The sequence below is a fragment of the Bacteroides sp. ET336 genome, from assembly GCF_024733815.1.
In the GTDB taxonomy this organism is placed as follows: Bacteria; Bacteroidota; Bacteroidia; order Bacteroidales; family Bacteroidaceae; genus Phocaeicola; species Phocaeicola cellulolyticus.
In genome coordinates, this window is the sequence record NZ_JANRHK010000001.1 from 316977 (window position 1) to 334652 (window position 17676).

Here is a 17676-nt window from a genome sequence, read left to right on the forward strand (position 1 = left end):
TATAGACATGGAAAGACGTAAAATAAGAGTGGGAATCACCCACGGTGACATCAATGGAGTAGGCTATGAGGTTATACTGAAAACCTTTGCCGAACCGGAAATGATGGAATTATGTACGCCGGTAGTGTACGGCTCGCCTAAAGTGGCTGCATATCATCGTAAGGCGATGGATATTTCTGCCAATTTCAGCATAATAAATTCTGCAAAGGAAATACAGGACGGCAGACTGAATGTTCTGAATTGTACTGCTGAGGAACTCAAAGTTGAGCTTGGCAAACCTACTGCAGAAGCAGGAAAAGCTGCGCTTGATGCTTTGGAAAGAGCTTTGGCCGACTATCGTGAGGGTGGAATAGATGTGTTGGTAACAGCCCCTATCAATAAGCATACCATACAGTCCGAGACGTTTCATTTCCCGGGTCACACGGAATATATAGAAGAACGTGTGGGAGACGGCAACAAGTCATTGATGATTCTTATGAAGAATGATTTCAGGGTGGCTTTGGTTACAGGTCATGTTCCTGTAAGGGAAATCCCGTCTATACTTACCAAGGAATTGATAGAAGAAAAAATAGAAATATTCCATAAGTCGTTGAAACAGGATTTCGGAATAGGATGTCCGCGCATTGCTGTGTTCTCACTGAATCCTCATGCCGGTGATAATGGTCTTCTTGGTACAGAGGAACAGGATGTCATTATTCCGGCAATGGAAGAACTGAAAGCAAAAGGAATACAGTGTTTTGGCCCTTACCCTGCAGATGGTTTTATGGGGTCGGGTAACTTTACTCATTTCGATGGTATCATGGCTATGTACCATGACCAGGGATTGGCTCCATTCAAAGCTTTGGCCATGGATGAAGGAGTGAACTATACAGCAGGTTTGCCTATTGTAAGGACATCGCCGGCACATGGTACGGCGTATGATATTGCCGGACAAGGGGTTGCTTCGGAAGATTCGTTTCGTCAGGCTATTTATATTGCTATTGACGTATTCCGTAACAGATGTATGGAGAGAGAGATAAGTGCGAATCCGCTTCGCAAACAGTATTACGAGAAACGCGATGATAGCGATAAATTGAAACTTGACGCTGAATATGAAGAGTAAGTTCAGGAATATATTTTTCATAGTAGGAGTTGTAGCCATAGTAATAATGCTTTTTGGAATGGACATGACATACGAGGATGTAGTGTCATGCTTGAGAAAAGCCGGTATATGGTTTCCTGTATTGTTGTTGCTATGGATGTTTATATATGCTATAAATGCGGGAGCATGGTATGCTATTATTTGTAATGGGTTGAATGGGGTTAAAGTTCCTTTTTTGAAAGTCTTCAAATATACCATTACCGGTTTTGCATTGAACTCTACCACGCCGGTTGGGCTGATGGGAGGCGAACCTTACCGTATAATGGAGTTGAAACCCTACGTAGGTATTGAAAAGGCATCTTCAAGTGTGATATTGTATGCGATGATGCATATTTTCTCTCACTTTTGTTTTTGGCTGTTCTCGCTGCTTATATATATATTGTCATACTATAACCAGATAAACAGGACTTATGTGATAATCATGAGTATTTTTGTTGTGGCGTGTATGATAGGAATTTACTTTTTTATAAAAGGATATCGTTCGGGAATGGTAATGAAACTGATGCGTTTTTTGCAGCGTATGCCTTTTATAAAGAACAAGATAACCAGATTAATAGAGAGAAAAGAAGAAACTTTTGTGCAGATTGACAATCAGATAAAGGATTTGTATAGGAATAATAAATATACTTTCTTTACTTCATTGTCACTGGAATTTGTAGCAAGAGTCGTATCTTGTCTTGAGGTATATATCATCTTGTTGATATTCTCTACAGACGCAAGTTTCTTCGACAGTATATTGATATTAGCGTTTACATCATTGTTTGCCAATCTGATGTTCTTTTCGCCAATGCAGCTCGGTGCTCGCGAAGGTGGGTTTGTGATGTCTGTTGCGTTACTGTCTATCCCGTATTCTTATGGCGTATTCATGGCGCTTCTTATAAGAATTAGGGAAGTGGTGTGTGTAATCATTGGTATAGCATTGATGAAGATAGGTAATAAATAAAAGGACCATGGATTTAGTTTCATTTAAGAAAGGACTGAAATCAACATTAAAATCAGAAGATACAGAGGGATTTTTTGAAATATACGTTACTCGTTCAAGTGGGTATTTGTGGGCTCTGTTTTTTAAAAAGTTGGGAGTACATCCTAATGTAGTCACCATAATATCCATCATATTGGGTATGCTGGCGGGATATATGTTCTACTTTGACGACCTGAAGCATGCTTTGTTGGGTATATTTCTGCTTATTTGGGCTAACTGGTATGACTGTGCCGACGGTCAGTTGGCCAGAATGACCGGCAAGAAGAGCTTGTTGGGGCGTGTCTTGGATGGTTTTGCAGGTGATTTATGGTTCTTCTCAATATATTTCTTTATATGTCTCCGTCTTACAGATACATGGGGCATATATATTTGGTTGTTGGCAGCTTTTTCCGGCTTCATTTGCCACAGCAAGCAATGTGCCCTTGCCGACTATTATAGAAACATTCACATGTTTTTTCAGAAAGGCAATATAAATTCAGAGTTTGACAAGTCATCCCTACAGGTGGAAAAGATGAAGTCTCTTAGATGGAAGTCCGACTGGTTTGAAAAGCTTTATCTGTTATTCTATATAAAATATACAAAAAGTCAGGAAAGTTTGTCGCCTTCTTTGCAGAAACTGTTGCGTGGGGTAGAAAGAAAATGGTTGGAAAAAGGAGAGGATATACCTTCTTATTTCAGAGATGAGTATAGAAGGAACAGTAAGCCATTGATGAAATATACCAATATCCTTACATTCGATACCAGAGCTTTTGTTCTTTTTATTTCTGTTCTTGTGAAAGAACCATGGTTTTTCTTCGTTTTCGAGGTAACGGTTCTTAATATCTTGTTTTTCTACATGAGATACAGACATGAAAGTTTCTGCAAGAAAATGTATAAGGATTATCATTTAGATGTAAATATATGAAAAAGATAGCTTTTGTAACGGCAGGAGGTTCTGGAGGAAGGATGCATAAGGATACTCCAAAACAGTTTCTGGAGTTGCAGGGAATGCCTGTCATAATTCATACTTTGCTGAAATTTGAACAAAGCAATGATATAGATGTTATTATTGTAGTATGTCTGAATGGATGGATTGATAAACTTAAAGCACTGGCTTTAAAATATAATATAACAAAACTTGAGGCTATAGTTGAAGGTGGTAGCAATAGTCAGGAGTCAATATCAAAAGGTATAGGATATTTGCTTGGCAATGGCTATAGTGAAGATGATATAGTTCTTGTTCATGAGTCGGTCAGACCTTTTATTACAGACAAGATAATAGCCGACAATATAACATCATGTATGGAAAGAGGTAATGCCGTTACTGTAGTAAGAGGAAATGAGTCTTATTTATACAGTGAAGACGGAGTTTCTTCCGAAAGGCATTTCCTGAGGGAGAAAATGTTTATGGTACAGACCCCTCAAACATTTAGGTTGGATTGTGTGGCTAAGGCACTGAATGATGCAAATGAAAAAGGCCTGGTTTCGCAATCGCTTTATATATTGATGTCTCAATTGGATTATACCCCGCTGTATATGGTTGATGGAGACAGATTTAATTTGAAACTGACGTATCCCGAAGACTTGAAGATATTCGAGATACTTTTGACAGAAGATGTTAGAAAAATGAAAATATAAGAAAATACGTAAGATTTTATTTAAAAGAGAGTGGTATGGGAAAAGAAGAGTCAAAAAGAATTCAGACATCAATACTTAACAGGGCTGAAAAAGTAGCATTGGTATGGTTGGCACAGCGTCAACCACGTTGGGTAACATCGGATTTTTTAACTTATATGGGTGTCATAGGTGCCTTGGTTTATGCCTTGGGATGCGTGCTTGCAGCAAGTAATATAATGTATTTGTGGCTGGCTTCGTTTGGTATGGTATTAAACTGGTATGGTGACAGCTTGGATGGAACATTGGCACGTGTACGTAATTTGCAACGTCCTGTTTATGGATTTTTTATTGACCATTCTTTGGATGCCATAACAATATGTATAATGTGTGTGGGAGCAGGATTGTCTCCTATGTTCAGACTTGATGTGGCATTGTTGGTTTTGGCTGGCTATCTGGTGCTGTCAGTATATACATATATTGTTACTATAATAAAGGGTGAGTTCCGTCTGACATACAGTTCTTTTGGTCCGACAGAGTTCAGACTGGTTATTATTTTAATCAATACAATATGTATGTACACTCCTTGGGCCGATATTAATGTAGATGTTTACGGTCAGCATTTTGGCGTTTACGATATTGTAGGTTTGGCTATAGCAGTATTCCTGTTTGTTGCTTACTTTATACAGTTCAGTAAAGATAGGAAGATATTATCCGAACAAGATCCTATAAAGCCTTATAAAAAACAGTAAGTGGAATATCTGTTTTTTGGGATGCAAAAATAACTGGGCTGACTTTATAGGTCATTATTGTTCCGATAATTTACGGATTATGTTTTATAAGATACAAAAATATATTTATTAATATGGTAAAAAGATTACTCGTTGTGATAGCTTTGTGGGTTTGGGCTTTGGGATTATATGCTCAGATTCATGGGGTTGTTATAGATTCAGATACCGGTGAGCCTATCCCATATTTGAACATATACTATGATGGCAAGGGGGTGGGAACTATAACCGACATTGACGGTAAGTATTCAATTCCATATCATTCCGGATGGAACAAATTGACATTCTCTATGGTCGGCTACACCAGGCAGGATATAACCGTTTCGTCAAAAACGACAGAACTTAATGTAAGCATGAAGTCTGATCTGGTTCTTGACGAAGTTGTGGTCAAGCCTAAAAAAGAGAAATATTCCAGAAAGAATAATCCGGCGGTGGAATTGATGAAGAAGGTTATAGCTTCGAAGGAAAAGACCAATCTGGAGAATAAAGACTATTATTTTTATAATAAGTACCAGAAAATAACACTTGCCGTAAATGATATAACTCCTGATTCGCTGAAAGAATCGTGGCTTTTCAAAAAATATCCGTTTCTGCGCGATCAGGTGGAAATGTGTGATGTGACACAGAAACGTATATTGCCGGTTTCTGTTGATGAAACAGTTTCGCAGAAGATTTATAGAAAGGAACCACATTCTGAAAAGACTATAATACAAGGTATTGAGTCAAGAGGTATAAACGAATTGTTCAGTACTGGAGACATGCTTACTACTGTATTGAAGGATGTTTTTCAGGATATTGATATTTATCAGGACAGGTTCCGATTTTTGCAGTATCCGTTTGACAGCCCTGTGTCGGATGCCGGTATAAGGTTTTACAAATATTACATAATGGATACAGTATATGTGGAGCGCGACAGGTGTTTCCATTTGACGTTCGTGCCGAATAATTCTCAGGATTTCGGTTTCACAGGTCATCTGTACATTTTGGCCGACTCTACATATAGGGTGAAACAGTGTAATATGAATCTTCCGAAAAAGACTGATATAAATTTCGTAGATCATATGATCATCAACCAGAAGTTCGGAGAATTACCTACCGGTGAATGGTCACTGATGGAAGATGATATGCTCTGTGAATTGTCATATCTGAAAAAAATCCTTGGGTCGTACATGGTGAGAAGGACTACACGTAACTTTGATTTCTCTTTCGAACCGTTGCCTGACAAGTTGTTCAAGAAGAAAGGTTCCGAAATAAAGGATGTAAACGCGATGATGCGTGATGATGAGTTCTGGAAAAAGTACAGACAGGAGGAACTTACGGAATCGGAAACACGTATGGGCAGCTTCCTTGACGATTTGGCAAAGATTAAGGGATTCAAATATATAATGTTCGGATTGAAGGCTTTGATTGAAAGTTATGTGGAGACAAGCAAGGACAGTAAAGTGGATATAGGTCCGATAAATACGATGATAACATCGAACTATATCGACGGATTACGATTGCGTGCATCAGCACAGACTACGGCTAATCTGCATCCTAATATCTTCCTGAAAGGATATTATGCATACGGATTTAAAGATAAGAAGTCGAAATATATGGGAGAGTTGGAGTATTCGTTCGACAAGAAGGAATATCTTCCAAGAGAGTTCCCTAAACATTCCATGACGTTTACTTATCAGTATGACAATATGCTGCCGTCCGATAAGTTTATAAATGCAGACAAGGATAATGTGTTTACAGCCTTGAAGGTTTGCCAGGTGGATCAGTATAACTACGAACGCAAGGCCACTATCAAGTATGAGCGTGAGCGTGAGTTCGGTTTTAAGACAACAGCAATGTTGAGATATGCCAATTACGAGCCTTGTGGCGAATTGTTCTATCGTACAATGGCTGGCGAAAGTGCATTGCAGACTGCTATAGCAGACGGTTCGTTATCCGGACAGAAATGGGTACAGTCGCCTTTCAATACTCACGATATAACTGTGACGGAGGCATCTTTAACTTTAAGGTACGCTCCGGGCGAGACTTTCGTAAATACGAAACAGAGACGATTGCCTGTCAATCTTGATGCACCAGTGTTTACGTTGCAGCATACATTAGGTCTGAAAGGTGTTTTAGGTAGTGATTATACTTATAATATGACAGAAGCTACAGCTTATAAGCGTTTCTGGTTAAGTTCGTGGGGTAATCTTGACGTACATTTGAAAGGTGGAATACAGTGGAATAAGGTTCCTTTCCCATTGCTGATAATGCCGGCTGCAAACTTGTCGTACATTTTACAGGACGGAACATTCAACCTTATCAATAATATGGAGTTCCTGAACGACCGTTACGCATCGCTTGACGTATCATGGAATATGCAGGGAAAACTTTTCAACCGCATACCTTTGATCAAGAAACTGAAATGGCGTGAGTTTATCGGTGTCAAGTGCCTATGGGGTACACTTACGGATAAAAACAATCCTTTCCTTGAGCAGAACAAGAATGATGATATGCTGATGATGTTCCCGGGACATTATGATAGGACAGGTAATTATAATTATTCTAGTTATGTGATGGATCCTAAAGTACCGTATGTTGAGGTAACAGCCGGAATTCACAATATATTCAAGCTTTTGCATATAGAATATGTGAGACGTCTTAACTATAATCATCTTCCTACAGCCAACAAGTGGGGTGTGAGATTGATGATACGTACAGTGTTCTAAAGTAATTTTCTGCCATATTTACTGATTCTTTCCAAAGATTTTGTAAATTTGGCAGATAATTTTTTATAATATGGTAAAGTCGGATATTCAAAATATAAAGTTACGCTTTGGTATTATAGGTAATACCGAGGGGCTTAACAGGGCTATTGATATTGCTATGCAGGTGGCGCCTACGGACTTGTCGGTACTGGTTACAGGTGAGAGTGGAGTTGGTAAGGAGAGTTTTCCGCAGATAATACATCAGTTCAGCCGCAGAAAACACGGACCGTATATTGCTGTAAACTGTGGAGCAATTCCGGAAGGTACAATCGACTCGGAACTTTTCGGACATGAGAAAGGTGCCTTTACCGGTGCCATAAGCGACAGAAACGGTTATTTCGCCGAGGCCAACGGTGGAACAATCTTCCTGGATGAGGTTGGAGAATTACCATTGTCAACCCAGGCAAGACTATTGCGTGTCCTTGAATCAGGTGAATATATCAAGGTAGGTTCGTCCAAGGTTCAGAAGACAGATGTAAGAATTGTTGCCGCTACAAACGTAAACTTTGCGGATGCCATAGCCGAAGGACGCTTTCGTGAGGATTTGTATTACCGATTGAATACAGTTCCCATTAAGGTTCCGCCTTTGAGAGAGAGGCCTGATGATATAGCGTTGTTGTTCAGGAAGTTTGCAGCCGACTTTGCAGAGAAATACCGTATGCCTTCCATACAGCTTAACGAACAGGCTAAGCGTATGCTTGTGGAGTATCCATGGCCGGGAAACATCCGACAGCTTAAAAATATTACCGAACAGATTTCTATCATAGAAACCAACAGGGATATTACTCCTGAAATTCTTTCAACTTATCTGCCTGATATGGGAAACAGTTCCAGGCTGCCGGCATTTGTCGGAGGTAAGGGTGCACATTCCGGAAACAAGAGTTTTGAAAGCGAGAGAGAAATTCTTTATCAGGTGCTGTTTGATATGCGTCGTGATGTAACTGAACTTAAAAAGCTGGTACATGAGATAATGACAGAACGTGAATCTGCAGGTCATCATGTGTCTCATCCGGTTGACAACGCTTCTCATTTCCTTCAGAATCCTACACTTGATGTCATTAGCGATGTGCCGATGGTCATGCCGCAGGTTCAGCAATATCAGCAGGTGAGCCAGATACAGCCAGTGAGCCAGATTCAGCCGGTAAATAAGGTTTCTTCTATAACTCCTGTTTCTAACGTGTCTGTAAAACATACGGATTCGGATTATCAGGACACTGAGGTTTATGTGGAAGAAAATCTTTCTTTGGATGATGTTGAAAAAGAGATGATAAAAAAGGCTCTGGAACGTCATAACGGAAAGAGGAAGAATGCTGCCAACGACTTGAAGATTTCAGAAAGAACATTGTATAGAAAAATAAAAGAATATGGACTTGAATAAAATAACAAGATTTAATATCGTATCTGTATTGGTACTGTCGTTATGTTTCCTTGCGGCATGTACTGTTTCTTATAAATTTAACGGATCTTCCATCAATTATGATAAGGTAAAGACTATATCGTTCGAGAATTTCCCGAACAGATCTGCCGCATTCGTATGGGGCCCTATGGAATCTATGTTCAATACCGAGCTTCAGGACAGATATATGCAGCAGACCCGACTCAAGCAAGTGAGACAGAACGGTGACTTGCAGCTGTCCGGTGAGATAACCAACTATGACGCATACAATAAGGGTGTAGGTTCGGACGGTTATTCTACGATGGCTGAGCTTAAGATGACTGTAAATGTTCGATTTGTGAACAACACTAATCATTCGGAAGATTTCGAACAGCAGTTCTCTGCAAGCCGTGAATATAATTCCACACAGCAGTTGTCTGCCGTTCAGGAAGAATTGGTTAATCAGATGATTGACGAGATAGTGGAGCAGATATTCAATGCTACAGTTGCTAACTGGTAATTTCGTTTGGTTATGGAAATGCAAAGATTGGATGAGTGGATAAATAATCCGGATTTGATGGGGAGTGATACTCTGGAAGAGTTACGTTCCATAATATTGCGTTATCCGTATTTCCAGACAGCCTGGCTGCTATATATTAAGAATCTTTATCTGATAAAACATCCTTCTTTTAAAGATGAGTTAAGACGCGGTGCATTATATGTTGCAGATTTGAGCGTGCTGTTTTATTTCGTAGAAGGAAATAGTTTCTCTTTCCCAAAATCAGAGTATAAAGAGTCCGAAAAGCAAGTGGCTAATGACAGGACACTTGATTTGATAAACCGTTTCCTTTCGGAGATTCCTAACGATAAAGGATTGTCGTCAGAACTGTCCATACCTGTAGATTCTGTTATGGATTATTCGTCGTTGCTGTTGCTGAATTCAGCAGAAAATGGCAGAAAGGAAGTTGACAATACAGCCCTTCCGTTAAAAGGTCAGGCCTTGATAGATGATTTTATCGAAAAGTCTGAATCAGGAATGCTTTCACCGGGTAATAATATGACGGATGCTGTCGGTAATGGAAATGAAAAGGATGAATTCAGTGATGAAGACTTGGTAGTAATTGATGATGATAATAATGCAGGCCCAGTGGATGATGCAATGGATGGTAATGCTGAAGCTGCCGATGAAACCGGTGACGATAATTATCTGACGGAAACATTGGCTAAAATTTATGTTAAACAGCAAAGATATGATAAAGCATTGGAAATTATTAAAAAATTAAATTTGAAATATCCAAAAAAAAATGCTTACTTTGCAGACCAAATGAGATTCCTTGAGAGATTGATTATTAACGCTAAATCAAAATAAAAGAAAATGTATTTATTATTTATTGTATTGATTGTACTTGCAGCATTGTTACTATGCTTTGTTGTAATGATACAGAATTCTAAGGGTGGAGGCTTGGCTTCTAGTTTCGCATCTTCTAACCAGATTATGGGTGTGCGTAAAACAACTGATTTCATTGAAAAACTTACTTGGGGACTTGCTGCTTTCATGGTAGTTGTAAGTATTGCAGCTGCTTATGTAATACCTCATTCTGCTGAAAACTCTTCAGTAATCATGAAACAGGCTGTAGAAGAACAGAGTACTAATCCTTTGAATGCACCTGCCGGTTTTGCTGCTCCTCAGACTGATGCTGCGGCTGCTGCTCCTGCAACAGGTGATTCTGCAAAATAATATTTTCAGAGTACAAGTATTTAAGATTATAATGTCATTCATAAACCTATAAAGTTTGTGGGTGGCATTTTTTATTTGTTTAATAATATGATGAAAACACAGAATGAAAAAACACGTAATGTTGCTATCGATGCATTGCGCGGATTTGCAGTAATGGGGATAATGCTGCTGCATAATATCGAACATTTTAATTTTTATTAGTTTCCTGAAGCTTCTGGCGAAACAATCAAGGCACTTGACACGAGTTTGTGGGATATGATGTTCTTCACTTTTGCCGGTAAGACGTATGCTATTTTTGCATTATTGTTCGGATTTACTTTTTATCTGCAAAGTAGAAGTACGGAGAAAAGAGGGGAGGATTTCAGAAACAGATACATGTGGCGACTTTTGCTCCTTCTTGGCTTCGGATTTATTAATGCCGCTTTCTTTCCGGGAGAAATTCTAGTGCTTTATGCTATTGTTGGTTTTGTTCTGGTCCCGGTAAGACACTGGAATAATAAGGTTCTTTTTGCAATGGCGCTATTCCTTATGCTTCAACCGGTGGAATGGATTAAAGTGGTATATTCTGCATTTAATCCTATGGAAAATCCGGAACAGATGATTTTCTCACTAGGTGATGTTTATCCGCAGCTTGGCGGAACATCGTTTTGCGAGATGGTTAAGGTTAATCTCGTCACAGGACAGTTGGCTAGTCTTAACTGGGCGTGGTGTTACGGACGTGTATTCCAGACTGCCGCTTTGTTTATGATAGGACTTTTGTTGGGAAGGCTGGGATATTTTGATGCATCGTCGGAAGAGAAGCTTGAAAAATCACGCACTTTCTGGATTAAGGTATTGTGCCTTTCTTTGCCTGCAACTTTACTGATGTACTATCTGAAAGAGTTTATCTATACTCAGGTAGAGATAAAGTTTATGCTTTCGTCGTTGCAGACTATTCTTAATTCGTGGTATAACCTTTTCTTTATGCTGTGTATTGTAGCTTCATTCCTTTTGCTTTATTGGACTTGCGATGGAAAGGTTCAGAAACTTTTAGCTCCGTATGGAAGGATGAGTCTTACGGATTATGTTTCGCAGTCTATAGTCGGCAGCTTCCTATATTTCGGATACGGACTTGAATTGCATAAAGTGTGCGGAACAACATGTAGCCTGCTTGTAGGTTTTGTGTTTTTGACTCTTCAGGTTCTGTTTGCTCATTGGTGGTTTAGAAATTTCAAGCGTGGACCTCTGGAAACTATATGGCACCGACTTACGTGGATCGGTAAGGAAAAATAGAATATTGCAGATTGCATAAAATAAAAAAAAGAGTAATATCATTTACCTGTTTGGTGGTGATATTACTCTTTGATTTTTATCTCAACTGACTATTACTTGTTGATTTTGCTCCAAGTATCTTTCAGTGATACTGTTCTGTTGAATACCAGATGTTCAGGAGTAGAATCCTTATCTACATTGAAATAACCGATACGCTGGAACTGCAGATAATCCAATGGTTTTGCATCTGCCAGGAACTTCTCTACATAACATTCGTTCAGTACTGTCAGAGAGTTAGGATTAATCATTTCCTTCATTGCTTCAAGAGGTGAGCAGTTCTTGGCCTCACGGATGGCAGCCATTTCGTCACGTGGATTTTCCACCTTCCACAAGCGGTCGTACAGACGAACTTCAGCTTTCAGACAGTGGTTGCAGCTTACCCAGTGCAGTGTACCTTTTACCTTACGGTTTGCTTCTGGCATTCCGCTCTTTGTGTTAGGATCATATTCTGCATAAACCTCAGTGATGTTTCCGTTTTCATCTTTCTTGCATCCTGTACATTTCACGATGTAAGCATTTTTAAGTCTCACTTCCTGTCCCGGAGTCATACGGAAATATTTCTTAGGAGCATCTTCCATGAAGTCTTCACGTTCCATCCACAATTCGCGGCTGAATTCGATAGTGTGAGTTCCTGAGTTTGGATCTTCAGGATTGTTGATGGCTTCCATCTCTTCTACCTTGCCTTCAGGATAGTTTGTGATAATCAGTTTTACAGGGTTGATAACTGCTGAGACACGTGTAGAACGTGCATTCAAGTCTTCGCGTACTGCACTTTCAAGCAATGCGAAATCATTCAGTGCATCGTATGTGGTATATCCGATTTTATCAACGAAGTTTCTGATAGACTCAGGTGAGTAACCACGACGGCGGAAACCGCAGATGGTCGGCATACGTGGGTCATCCCATCCGTTTACAAGACCTTCCTTAACCAAAGTCAGAAGATTGCGCTTACTCATAAGAGTGTAGCTCAGATTCAACTTGTTGAATTCATACTGGTGTGGACGGTGGTCATCAAGGTCTTTGCCTTCCTTCACCCAGTCAACAAACAAGTCGTATAGCGGACGATGTACAACGAATTCCAGTGTACACAGTGAGTGAGTCACACCTTCGAAGTAGTCACTCTGTCCGTGAGCGAAGTCATACATCGGGTATGCCTTCCACTTGTCTCCTGTACGATGGTGAGGAGTTTTAACCACACGGTAAATGATAGGATCGCGGAAGTGCATGTTAGGGTTTGCCATGTCAATTTTTGCACGCAGAACCATCTTTCCTTCTTCTATTTCGCCGCTATTCATTTTCATGAACAGGCCAAGATTTTCCTCGATAGGACGGTCACGGTATGGACTGTTAGTTCCCGGTTGGGTTGGAGTACCCTTTTGTGCAGCTATTTCTTCAGATGATTGTTCGTCGATATATGCTTTGCCTTCTTTTATAAGTTGGATGGCGAAGTCCCATAATTGTTGGAAGTAGTCCGAAGCATAATATTCGTTACCCCACTGGAATCCCAACCACTGGATGTCTTCTTTGATAGCTTCTACATATTCCACATCTTCCTTTGTAGGATTTGTGTCATCGAAACGAAGGTTACATACGCCTCCGTATTTCTTAGCTATTCCGAAGTCCATGCATATAGCTTTGGCATGTCCTATGTGAAGATATCCGTTTGGCTCAGGCGGAAAACGTGTTTGTATTCTGCCGTCGTTCTTTCCTTCTTTCAAGTCTTTCTCTACGATTTGTTCGATGAAGTTCAGACTTTTCTTTTCTGAACCTTCTGTAGCTTTTATTTCAGTCATAGTCCTTATTTATAATAATGCGCAAAAATAATCATTTCTTTTTATATAATAATGTGTTTTATTGACTTATTCATTTTCTGTAATGAAAGAAATTTTATCATTTCGATTTAAAAAGTTTACTGTGGCACGGTAATTATGATGATATTTTATGTAAAGTAAAAATGTTTTACACGGTTAATACTGATTTATGGAAATATTATGTATAAATCTTAAAATTAACATAATAATCTTTGGTATTATAGTTAAATGTTCTTATCTTTGTCGCTATACAAAAGTGGGGTAAGAAGCCCTTGGATAGTACTGAATAAGAAATAAAAATGTAAAATATGTTTTATGACATCTTTTTTTATTTGGTCAATCCAAAAAATCCCCCCATCTTTGTGACGTTATCCTGAAAACAATCTTTTTACCTTAAGAAAAAAAAACTAATACCTATTGAAAACTTGAAAAAGGCTCTTTGTGAAAAGGGCCTTTTTTTATGCAGTTACCTGTCATCTTTCAACCTAATTATGTATTTTTGTAGAAAAATCAAATATATATGTCTCAACCGTTAGCAGAACGTTTACGTCCAAAATCATTGGATGATTACATAGGTCAAAAGCATTTGGTAGGTCAAGGGGCAGTACTCCGTAAAATGATTGACTCAGGGCGGATATCCTCATTTATATTGTGGGGACCTCCGGGAGTAGGAAAGACTACACTTGCACAGATTATCGCAAACAGGATGGAGGTGCCGTTCTATACACTGAGTGCCGTTACATCCGGAGTGAAGGATGTGCGCGAAGTGATAGAAAAAGCAAGCAGCAACCGTTTCTTTTCGCAGCAGAGTCCTATACTTTTTATTGATGAAATACATCGTTTCAGCAAGTCACAGCAGGATTCTTTGTTAGGAGCGGTGGAAAGGGGAGTAGTTACTCTTATTGGTGCTACTACTGAAAATCCATCCTTTGAGGTTATTCGTCCTTTGCTTTCAAGGTGTCAGCTGTATGTCCTTAAATCGTTGGAAAAGGAAGACTTGCTGGAGCTTCTTCATAAGGCTGTGGAGAAAGATACTATATTGAAGGAGAGAAAAGTGGTGTTCAAGGAAACTGATGCCATGCTTAGATATTCAGGCGGTGATGCAAGAAAGTTGCTTAACATATTGGAACTTGTAGTAGAGGCAGACAGTGATACTCCGGTAGAGATTACTGACGAGAAAGTAGTGGAACGTCTTCAGCAGAATCCGCTTGCTTACGATAAGGAAGGTGAAATGCATTATGATATAATATCCGCATTCATCAAGTCTATACGCGGAAGTGATCCGGATGGTGCTCTCTATTGGCTTGCGCGAATGGTGGAAGGTGGAGAGGATCCGGCTTTCATAGCAAGACGCCTTGTGATATCTGCTTCCGAAGATATCGGTCTGGCCAATCCAAACGCATTGTTGCTGGCTAATGCTGCCTTTGATGCCGTAATGAAAATAGGTTGGCCTGAAGGTCGTATTCCGTTGGCTGAAGCTACGGTATATCTGGCTACAAGTCCGAAAAGTAACTCTGCTTACGAAGGGATAAATTACGCCATAGATCTGGTACGTCAGACAGGAAACCTTCCTGTACCGTTGCATCTGAGGAATGCTCCTACTAAATTGATGAAGCAGTTGGGTTATGGTAAGGATTACAAATATGCACATGCCTATAAGGGAAATTTTGTAAAACAACAGTTCTTACCAGATGATTTGAAAGATACGCGTATCTGGCATTCTCAGGACAACCCTTCTGAAGCCAAACTCAAGGACAGAATGACTCAGCTTTGGGGAGATAGATTTAAGGATTAATTATGCAATAATTTTTTAGTGATATGAATATAGTAGTATTAGATGGATTTACGATGAATCCGGGTGATTTGTCATGGGATAATCTTGAAAAATTAGGATCTCTGAAAGTATATGAAAGAACGTCTGCTGATCAATTGCTGGAGCGTGCAGCAGATGCGGATGCCATTTTAACAAATAAGACTGTGGTTGATTCTGCAGCATTACATTCTTTACCAAAACTGAAATACGTAGGGGTACTTGCTACAGGATATAACGTGGTTGATATAAAAGCAGCAAAGGAACTTGGTATTGTAGTTACCAATATCCCGGCATATAGTACAGAGTCGGTTGCACAAATGGTATTCGCGCACATACTTAACATAACACATCGTGTAGGCCGTTATGCCGACGAAGCTCATTCGGGTGTATGGAGCAGGAAAAACGATTTCTCATATACCAATAGTCCGCTTATGGAATTGTGTGGCAAAAAAATTGGTATTGTAGGATACGGTAATACAGGTTCGGCTACTGCACGTATTGCTCTGGCATTTGGTATGAAAGTTACTGTTTATACCAGCAAACCACAGTCTTTGTTGCCTGCAGGAATTGAAAAAGCAGAATCCATAGACGATATATTCAGAAACTCTGATATTGTCAGCCTGCATTGTCCTCTGAATAATGAAACATCGGAAATTGTGAATTCTTATCATCTTTCATTGATGAAGGAATCTGCCATACTTATTAATACAGGTCGTGGAGGATTGGTAAACGAAAACGATCTGGCTGAGGCTCTGAAAGCACGTCGTATCAAGGCAGCTGGTCTTGATGTAATGGTAAACGAACCACCGCGTGAAGATAATCCGTTGTTGGGATTGGAGAATTGTTTCATCACTCCTCATATCGCCTGGGCTACATACGAGGCACGAGTAAGACTTATGGATCTGGCCGTGAAAAATCTTAAGAGTTTTATCGAAGGAAATATAATTAATAATGTAGCCAGATAGGAATATGACTAAAGAAGAAAGAATAGAAAAGGCTGTTTCGCTATTTAAGGAAGGATATAACTGCTCGCAGTCTGTAGTAGCTGCCTTTGCTGATATGTATGGCTTTACAGAGGAGCAGGCATTAAAAATGGCATCGGCATTTGGCGGTGGAATAGGCCGTATGCGTGAAACTTGTGGAGCGGCCTGTGGACTGTTCATGCTGGCAGGTCTTGAGAAAGGAGCAACAAAAGGTTCCGATCGTGAAAGTAAGGCTGCCACATACGCCCTGGTTCAGGAACTTGCTGCAAAGTTCAAGGAAGAGACCGGATCCTTACGTTGCTCTGATTTGTTGGGATTGTCAAAAAAAGAACCTATAGTATCTACTCCTGAAGCTCGTACCAGCGCATATTATGCAAAGCGTCCATGTGCAAAGATGGTTGAAACTGCGGCGCGTATATGGGCTGATTATATTTATAGAGAAGAATAGTGCTTTGCAAAGTTATAGGCATGACTTCAGATTTATGTTTTCCGTTATATCTTTATAAATTAAGATTTAACGGAGAACTTTTTTATTTTAAATAGTTCATTGGTATATATATTAAATAATGAGTATTTTACACTTTGTCCTTGTTTATTTTTCGTAGAGAATAGTCTTTTTAAGCAATAATTAATTACATTTGCAATAATCAGTGATATCATAATATCATTACCAATAAAATATAAGATAATATAATGGAAAACAACGAGCCTGGATACGTATATATATTGACCAATCCGAGTTTTAGAGAGGATTGGGTAAAGATAGGTAAGAGTTCACGTCCTGTAGATGTACGAAGCAAGGAACTTGATAATACAGCGGTACCATTACCTTTTGAAATATATGCAACACTGAAAACTGTAAAATATTCAAAAGTAGAGAAACAGATTCATAAGCAGATTGATCGTTTGACAGATTTGCGTATCAGGCAAAACCGTGAATTTTTCAATATACCACCGTCTGTAGCATTGGATATAATGCGTGATATAGCCGATCTTCTGGATGATGCCGAATTGTCAGTTTATGTTGATGGGAAACCTGTTGTGAGCAACAGTAAAGATGAAGATAAGATGATTCAGGCTGAGACTAAAGAAAAACAACGGAAAGCTCAGAAACCTGCATTTAAGTTTCATATGATAGGATTGAATGTGGGCGATTACGTGGTTTTTGATCCGCTTGGTATATCAGTCAGAGTTGCCAGTGACGATAAAATAGAATATGAAGATCGTCTTTACAGTCTTTCTGCATTTACCGCAAACTTTTTGCCGGAGGAGAAACAAAACACTTCTGGAGCATATCAGGGACCGAAATATTTCAGTTTCGGAGGAAAAACATTGTCTGAGTTGAGAAATGAAAAGGGTGTTTGACATGCTGTTAGTAATGTTGGTCTTCAATA

Annotated in this window: 16 protein-coding genes; 15 read left to right on the forward strand and 1 reads right to left on the reverse strand. The window is 39.4% G+C overall.

Annotated features, from left to right (window positions below):
• Positions 1-7 precede the first annotated feature (7 nt).
• From pdxA to NW213_RS01470, 11 genes are all read left to right on the forward strand, one after another.
• On the forward strand, positions 8-1102 hold the full coding sequence (gene pdxA / locus NW213_RS01420; protein ID WP_258321572.1) for a 4-hydroxythreonine-4-phosphate dehydrogenase PdxA: 1095 nt from the start codon (positions 8-10) through the stop codon (positions 1100-1102).
• Positions 1092-2084 carry a lysylphosphatidylglycerol synthase transmembrane domain-containing protein gene (locus NW213_RS01425; RefSeq protein WP_154043597.1) on the forward strand — a complete coding sequence of 331 codons (993 nt, stop codon included), beginning with the start codon at positions 1092-1094 and terminating at the stop codon, positions 2082-2084. Before pdxA ends, NW213_RS01425 begins: the two co-directional genes overlap by 11 nt.
• A 7-nt stretch (positions 2085-2091) precedes the next feature.
• A complete protein-coding gene (locus NW213_RS01430; protein ID WP_154043596.1) occupies positions 2092-3027 on the forward strand; it encodes a CDP-alcohol phosphatidyltransferase family protein in 936 nt (311 codons plus the stop codon).
• Positions 3024-3740 carry a 2-C-methyl-D-erythritol 4-phosphate cytidylyltransferase gene (locus NW213_RS01435; protein WP_258321573.1) on the forward strand — a complete coding sequence of 239 codons (717 nt, stop codon included), beginning with the start codon at positions 3024-3026 and terminating at the stop codon, positions 3738-3740. The genes NW213_RS01430 and NW213_RS01435 overlap by 4 nt, the downstream gene beginning before the upstream one ends.
• Positions 3741-3775: 35 nt before the next feature.
• Positions 3776-4468, forward strand: coding sequence for a CDP-alcohol phosphatidyltransferase family protein (locus NW213_RS01440; RefSeq protein ID WP_258321574.1), 693 nt, complete (start codon positions 3776-3778; stop codon positions 4466-4468).
• A gap of 113 nt (positions 4469-4581) precedes the next feature.
• The gene (locus tag NW213_RS01445; protein WP_154043593.1) at positions 4582-7212 is read left to right on the forward strand and encodes a DUF5686 and carboxypeptidase-like regulatory domain-containing protein; all 2631 of its coding nucleotides are present in this window, start codon (positions 4582-4584) and stop codon (positions 7210-7212) included.
• A 70-nt stretch (positions 7213-7282) separates the two neighbouring features.
• Positions 7283-8629 carry a sigma-54-dependent Fis family transcriptional regulator gene (locus tag NW213_RS01450; protein ID WP_258321575.1) on the forward strand — a complete coding sequence of 449 codons (1347 nt, stop codon included), beginning with the start codon at positions 7283-7285 and terminating at the stop codon, positions 8627-8629.
• Complete coding sequence (gene lptE / locus NW213_RS01455) at positions 8616-9146, forward strand: LptE family protein (protein WP_235340688.1); 531 nt, start codon at positions 8616-8618, stop codon at positions 9144-9146. Before NW213_RS01450 ends, lptE begins: the two co-directional genes overlap by 14 nt.
• Positions 9147-9158: 12 nt before the next feature.
• The gene (locus NW213_RS01460; protein ID WP_258321576.1) at positions 9159-9995 is read left to right on the forward strand and encodes a tetratricopeptide repeat protein; all 837 of its coding nucleotides are present in this window, start codon (positions 9159-9161) and stop codon (positions 9993-9995) included.
• Between the two features lie 6 nt (positions 9996-10001).
• Positions 10002-10364 (forward strand): preprotein translocase subunit SecG, encoded by a 363-nt coding sequence (gene secG / locus NW213_RS01465; RefSeq protein WP_154043589.1) that lies wholly within the window; start codon positions 10002-10004, stop codon positions 10362-10364.
• A 255-nt stretch (positions 10365-10619) separates the two neighbouring features.
• Entirely contained in the window at positions 10620-11636 is a 1017-nt protein-coding gene (locus NW213_RS01470; RefSeq protein WP_258321577.1) for a DUF418 domain-containing protein, read from the forward strand.
• 92 nt (positions 11637-11728) lie between these two features.
• Here NW213_RS01470 and NW213_RS01475 read toward each other — a convergent pair whose 3' ends face one another.
• Positions 11729-13468 carry a glutamine--tRNA ligase/YqeY domain fusion protein gene (locus NW213_RS01475; protein ID WP_258321578.1) on the reverse strand — a complete coding sequence of 580 codons (1740 nt, stop codon included), beginning with the start codon at positions 13466-13468 and terminating at the stop codon, positions 11729-11731.
• 538 nt (positions 13469-14006) lie between these two features.
• On the opposite strand from NW213_RS01475, the gene NW213_RS01480 reads away from it, so the two are divergent.
• From NW213_RS01480 to NW213_RS01495, 4 genes are all read left to right on the forward strand, one after another.
• Positions 14007-15281, forward strand: coding sequence for a replication-associated recombination protein A (locus NW213_RS01480; protein WP_235340225.1), 1275 nt, complete (start codon positions 14007-14009; stop codon positions 15279-15281).
• Positions 15282-15304: 23 nt separating this feature from the next.
• Positions 15305-16264, forward strand: coding sequence for a D-2-hydroxyacid dehydrogenase (locus tag NW213_RS01485; RefSeq protein WP_258321579.1), 960 nt, complete (start codon positions 15305-15307; stop codon positions 16262-16264).
• A gap of 4 nt (positions 16265-16268) precedes the next feature.
• Positions 16269-16730, forward strand: coding sequence for a C-GCAxxG-C-C family protein (locus NW213_RS01490; protein WP_258321580.1), 462 nt, complete (start codon positions 16269-16271; stop codon positions 16728-16730).
• Positions 16731-16975: 245 nt separating this feature from the next.
• Positions 16976-17647: a GIY-YIG nuclease family protein gene (locus NW213_RS01495; RefSeq protein WP_258321581.1), complete on the forward strand. Its 672-nt coding sequence runs from the start codon at positions 16976-16978 to the stop codon at positions 17645-17647.
• Positions 17648-17676 lie beyond the last annotated feature (29 nt).

Coding starts and splice junctions, on each gene's coding strand:
- NW213_RS01450 (WP_258321575.1), top strand. CDS start 7,283: ATGGTAAAGTCGGATATTCAAAATATAAAGTTACGCTTTGGTATTATA.
- NW213_RS01490 (WP_258321580.1), top strand. CDS start 16,269: ATGACTAAAGAAGAAAGAATAGAAAAGGCTGTTTCGCTATTTAAGGAA.
- NW213_RS01430 (WP_154043596.1), top strand. CDS start 2,092: ATGGATTTAGTTTCATTTAAGAAAGGACTGAAATCAACATTAAAATCA.
- NW213_RS01495 (WP_258321581.1), top strand. CDS start 16,976: ATGGAAAACAACGAGCCTGGATACGTATATATATTGACCAATCCGAGT.
- NW213_RS01445 (WP_154043593.1), top strand. CDS start 4,582: ATGGTAAAAAGATTACTCGTTGTGATAGCTTTGTGGGTTTGGGCTTTG.
- NW213_RS01485 (WP_258321579.1), top strand. CDS start 15,305: ATGAATATAGTAGTATTAGATGGATTTACGATGAATCCGGGTGATTTG.
- pdxA (WP_258321572.1), top strand. CDS start 8: ATGGAAAGACGTAAAATAAGAGTGGGAATCACCCACGGTGACATCAAT.
- NW213_RS01470 (WP_258321577.1), top strand. CDS start 10,620: ATGATGTTCTTCACTTTTGCCGGTAAGACGTATGCTATTTTTGCATTA.
- lptE (WP_235340688.1), top strand. CDS start 8,616: ATGGACTTGAATAAAATAACAAGATTTAATATCGTATCTGTATTGGTA.
- NW213_RS01460 (WP_258321576.1), top strand. CDS start 9,159: ATGGAAATGCAAAGATTGGATGAGTGGATAAATAATCCGGATTTGATG.
- secG (WP_154043589.1), top strand. CDS start 10,002: ATGTATTTATTATTTATTGTATTGATTGTACTTGCAGCATTGTTACTA.
- NW213_RS01440 (WP_258321574.1), top strand. CDS start 3,776: ATGGGAAAAGAAGAGTCAAAAAGAATTCAGACATCAATACTTAACAGG.
- NW213_RS01480 (WP_235340225.1), top strand. CDS start 14,007: ATGTCTCAACCGTTAGCAGAACGTTTACGTCCAAAATCATTGGATGAT.
- NW213_RS01475 (WP_258321578.1), bottom strand. CDS start 13,468: ATGACTGAAATAAAAGCTACAGAAGGTTCAGAAAAGAAAAGTCTGAAC.
- NW213_RS01435 (WP_258321573.1), top strand. CDS start 3,024: ATGAAAAAGATAGCTTTTGTAACGGCAGGAGGTTCTGGAGGAAGGATG.
- NW213_RS01425 (WP_154043597.1), top strand. CDS start 1,092: ATGAAGAGTAAGTTCAGGAATATATTTTTCATAGTAGGAGTTGTAGCC.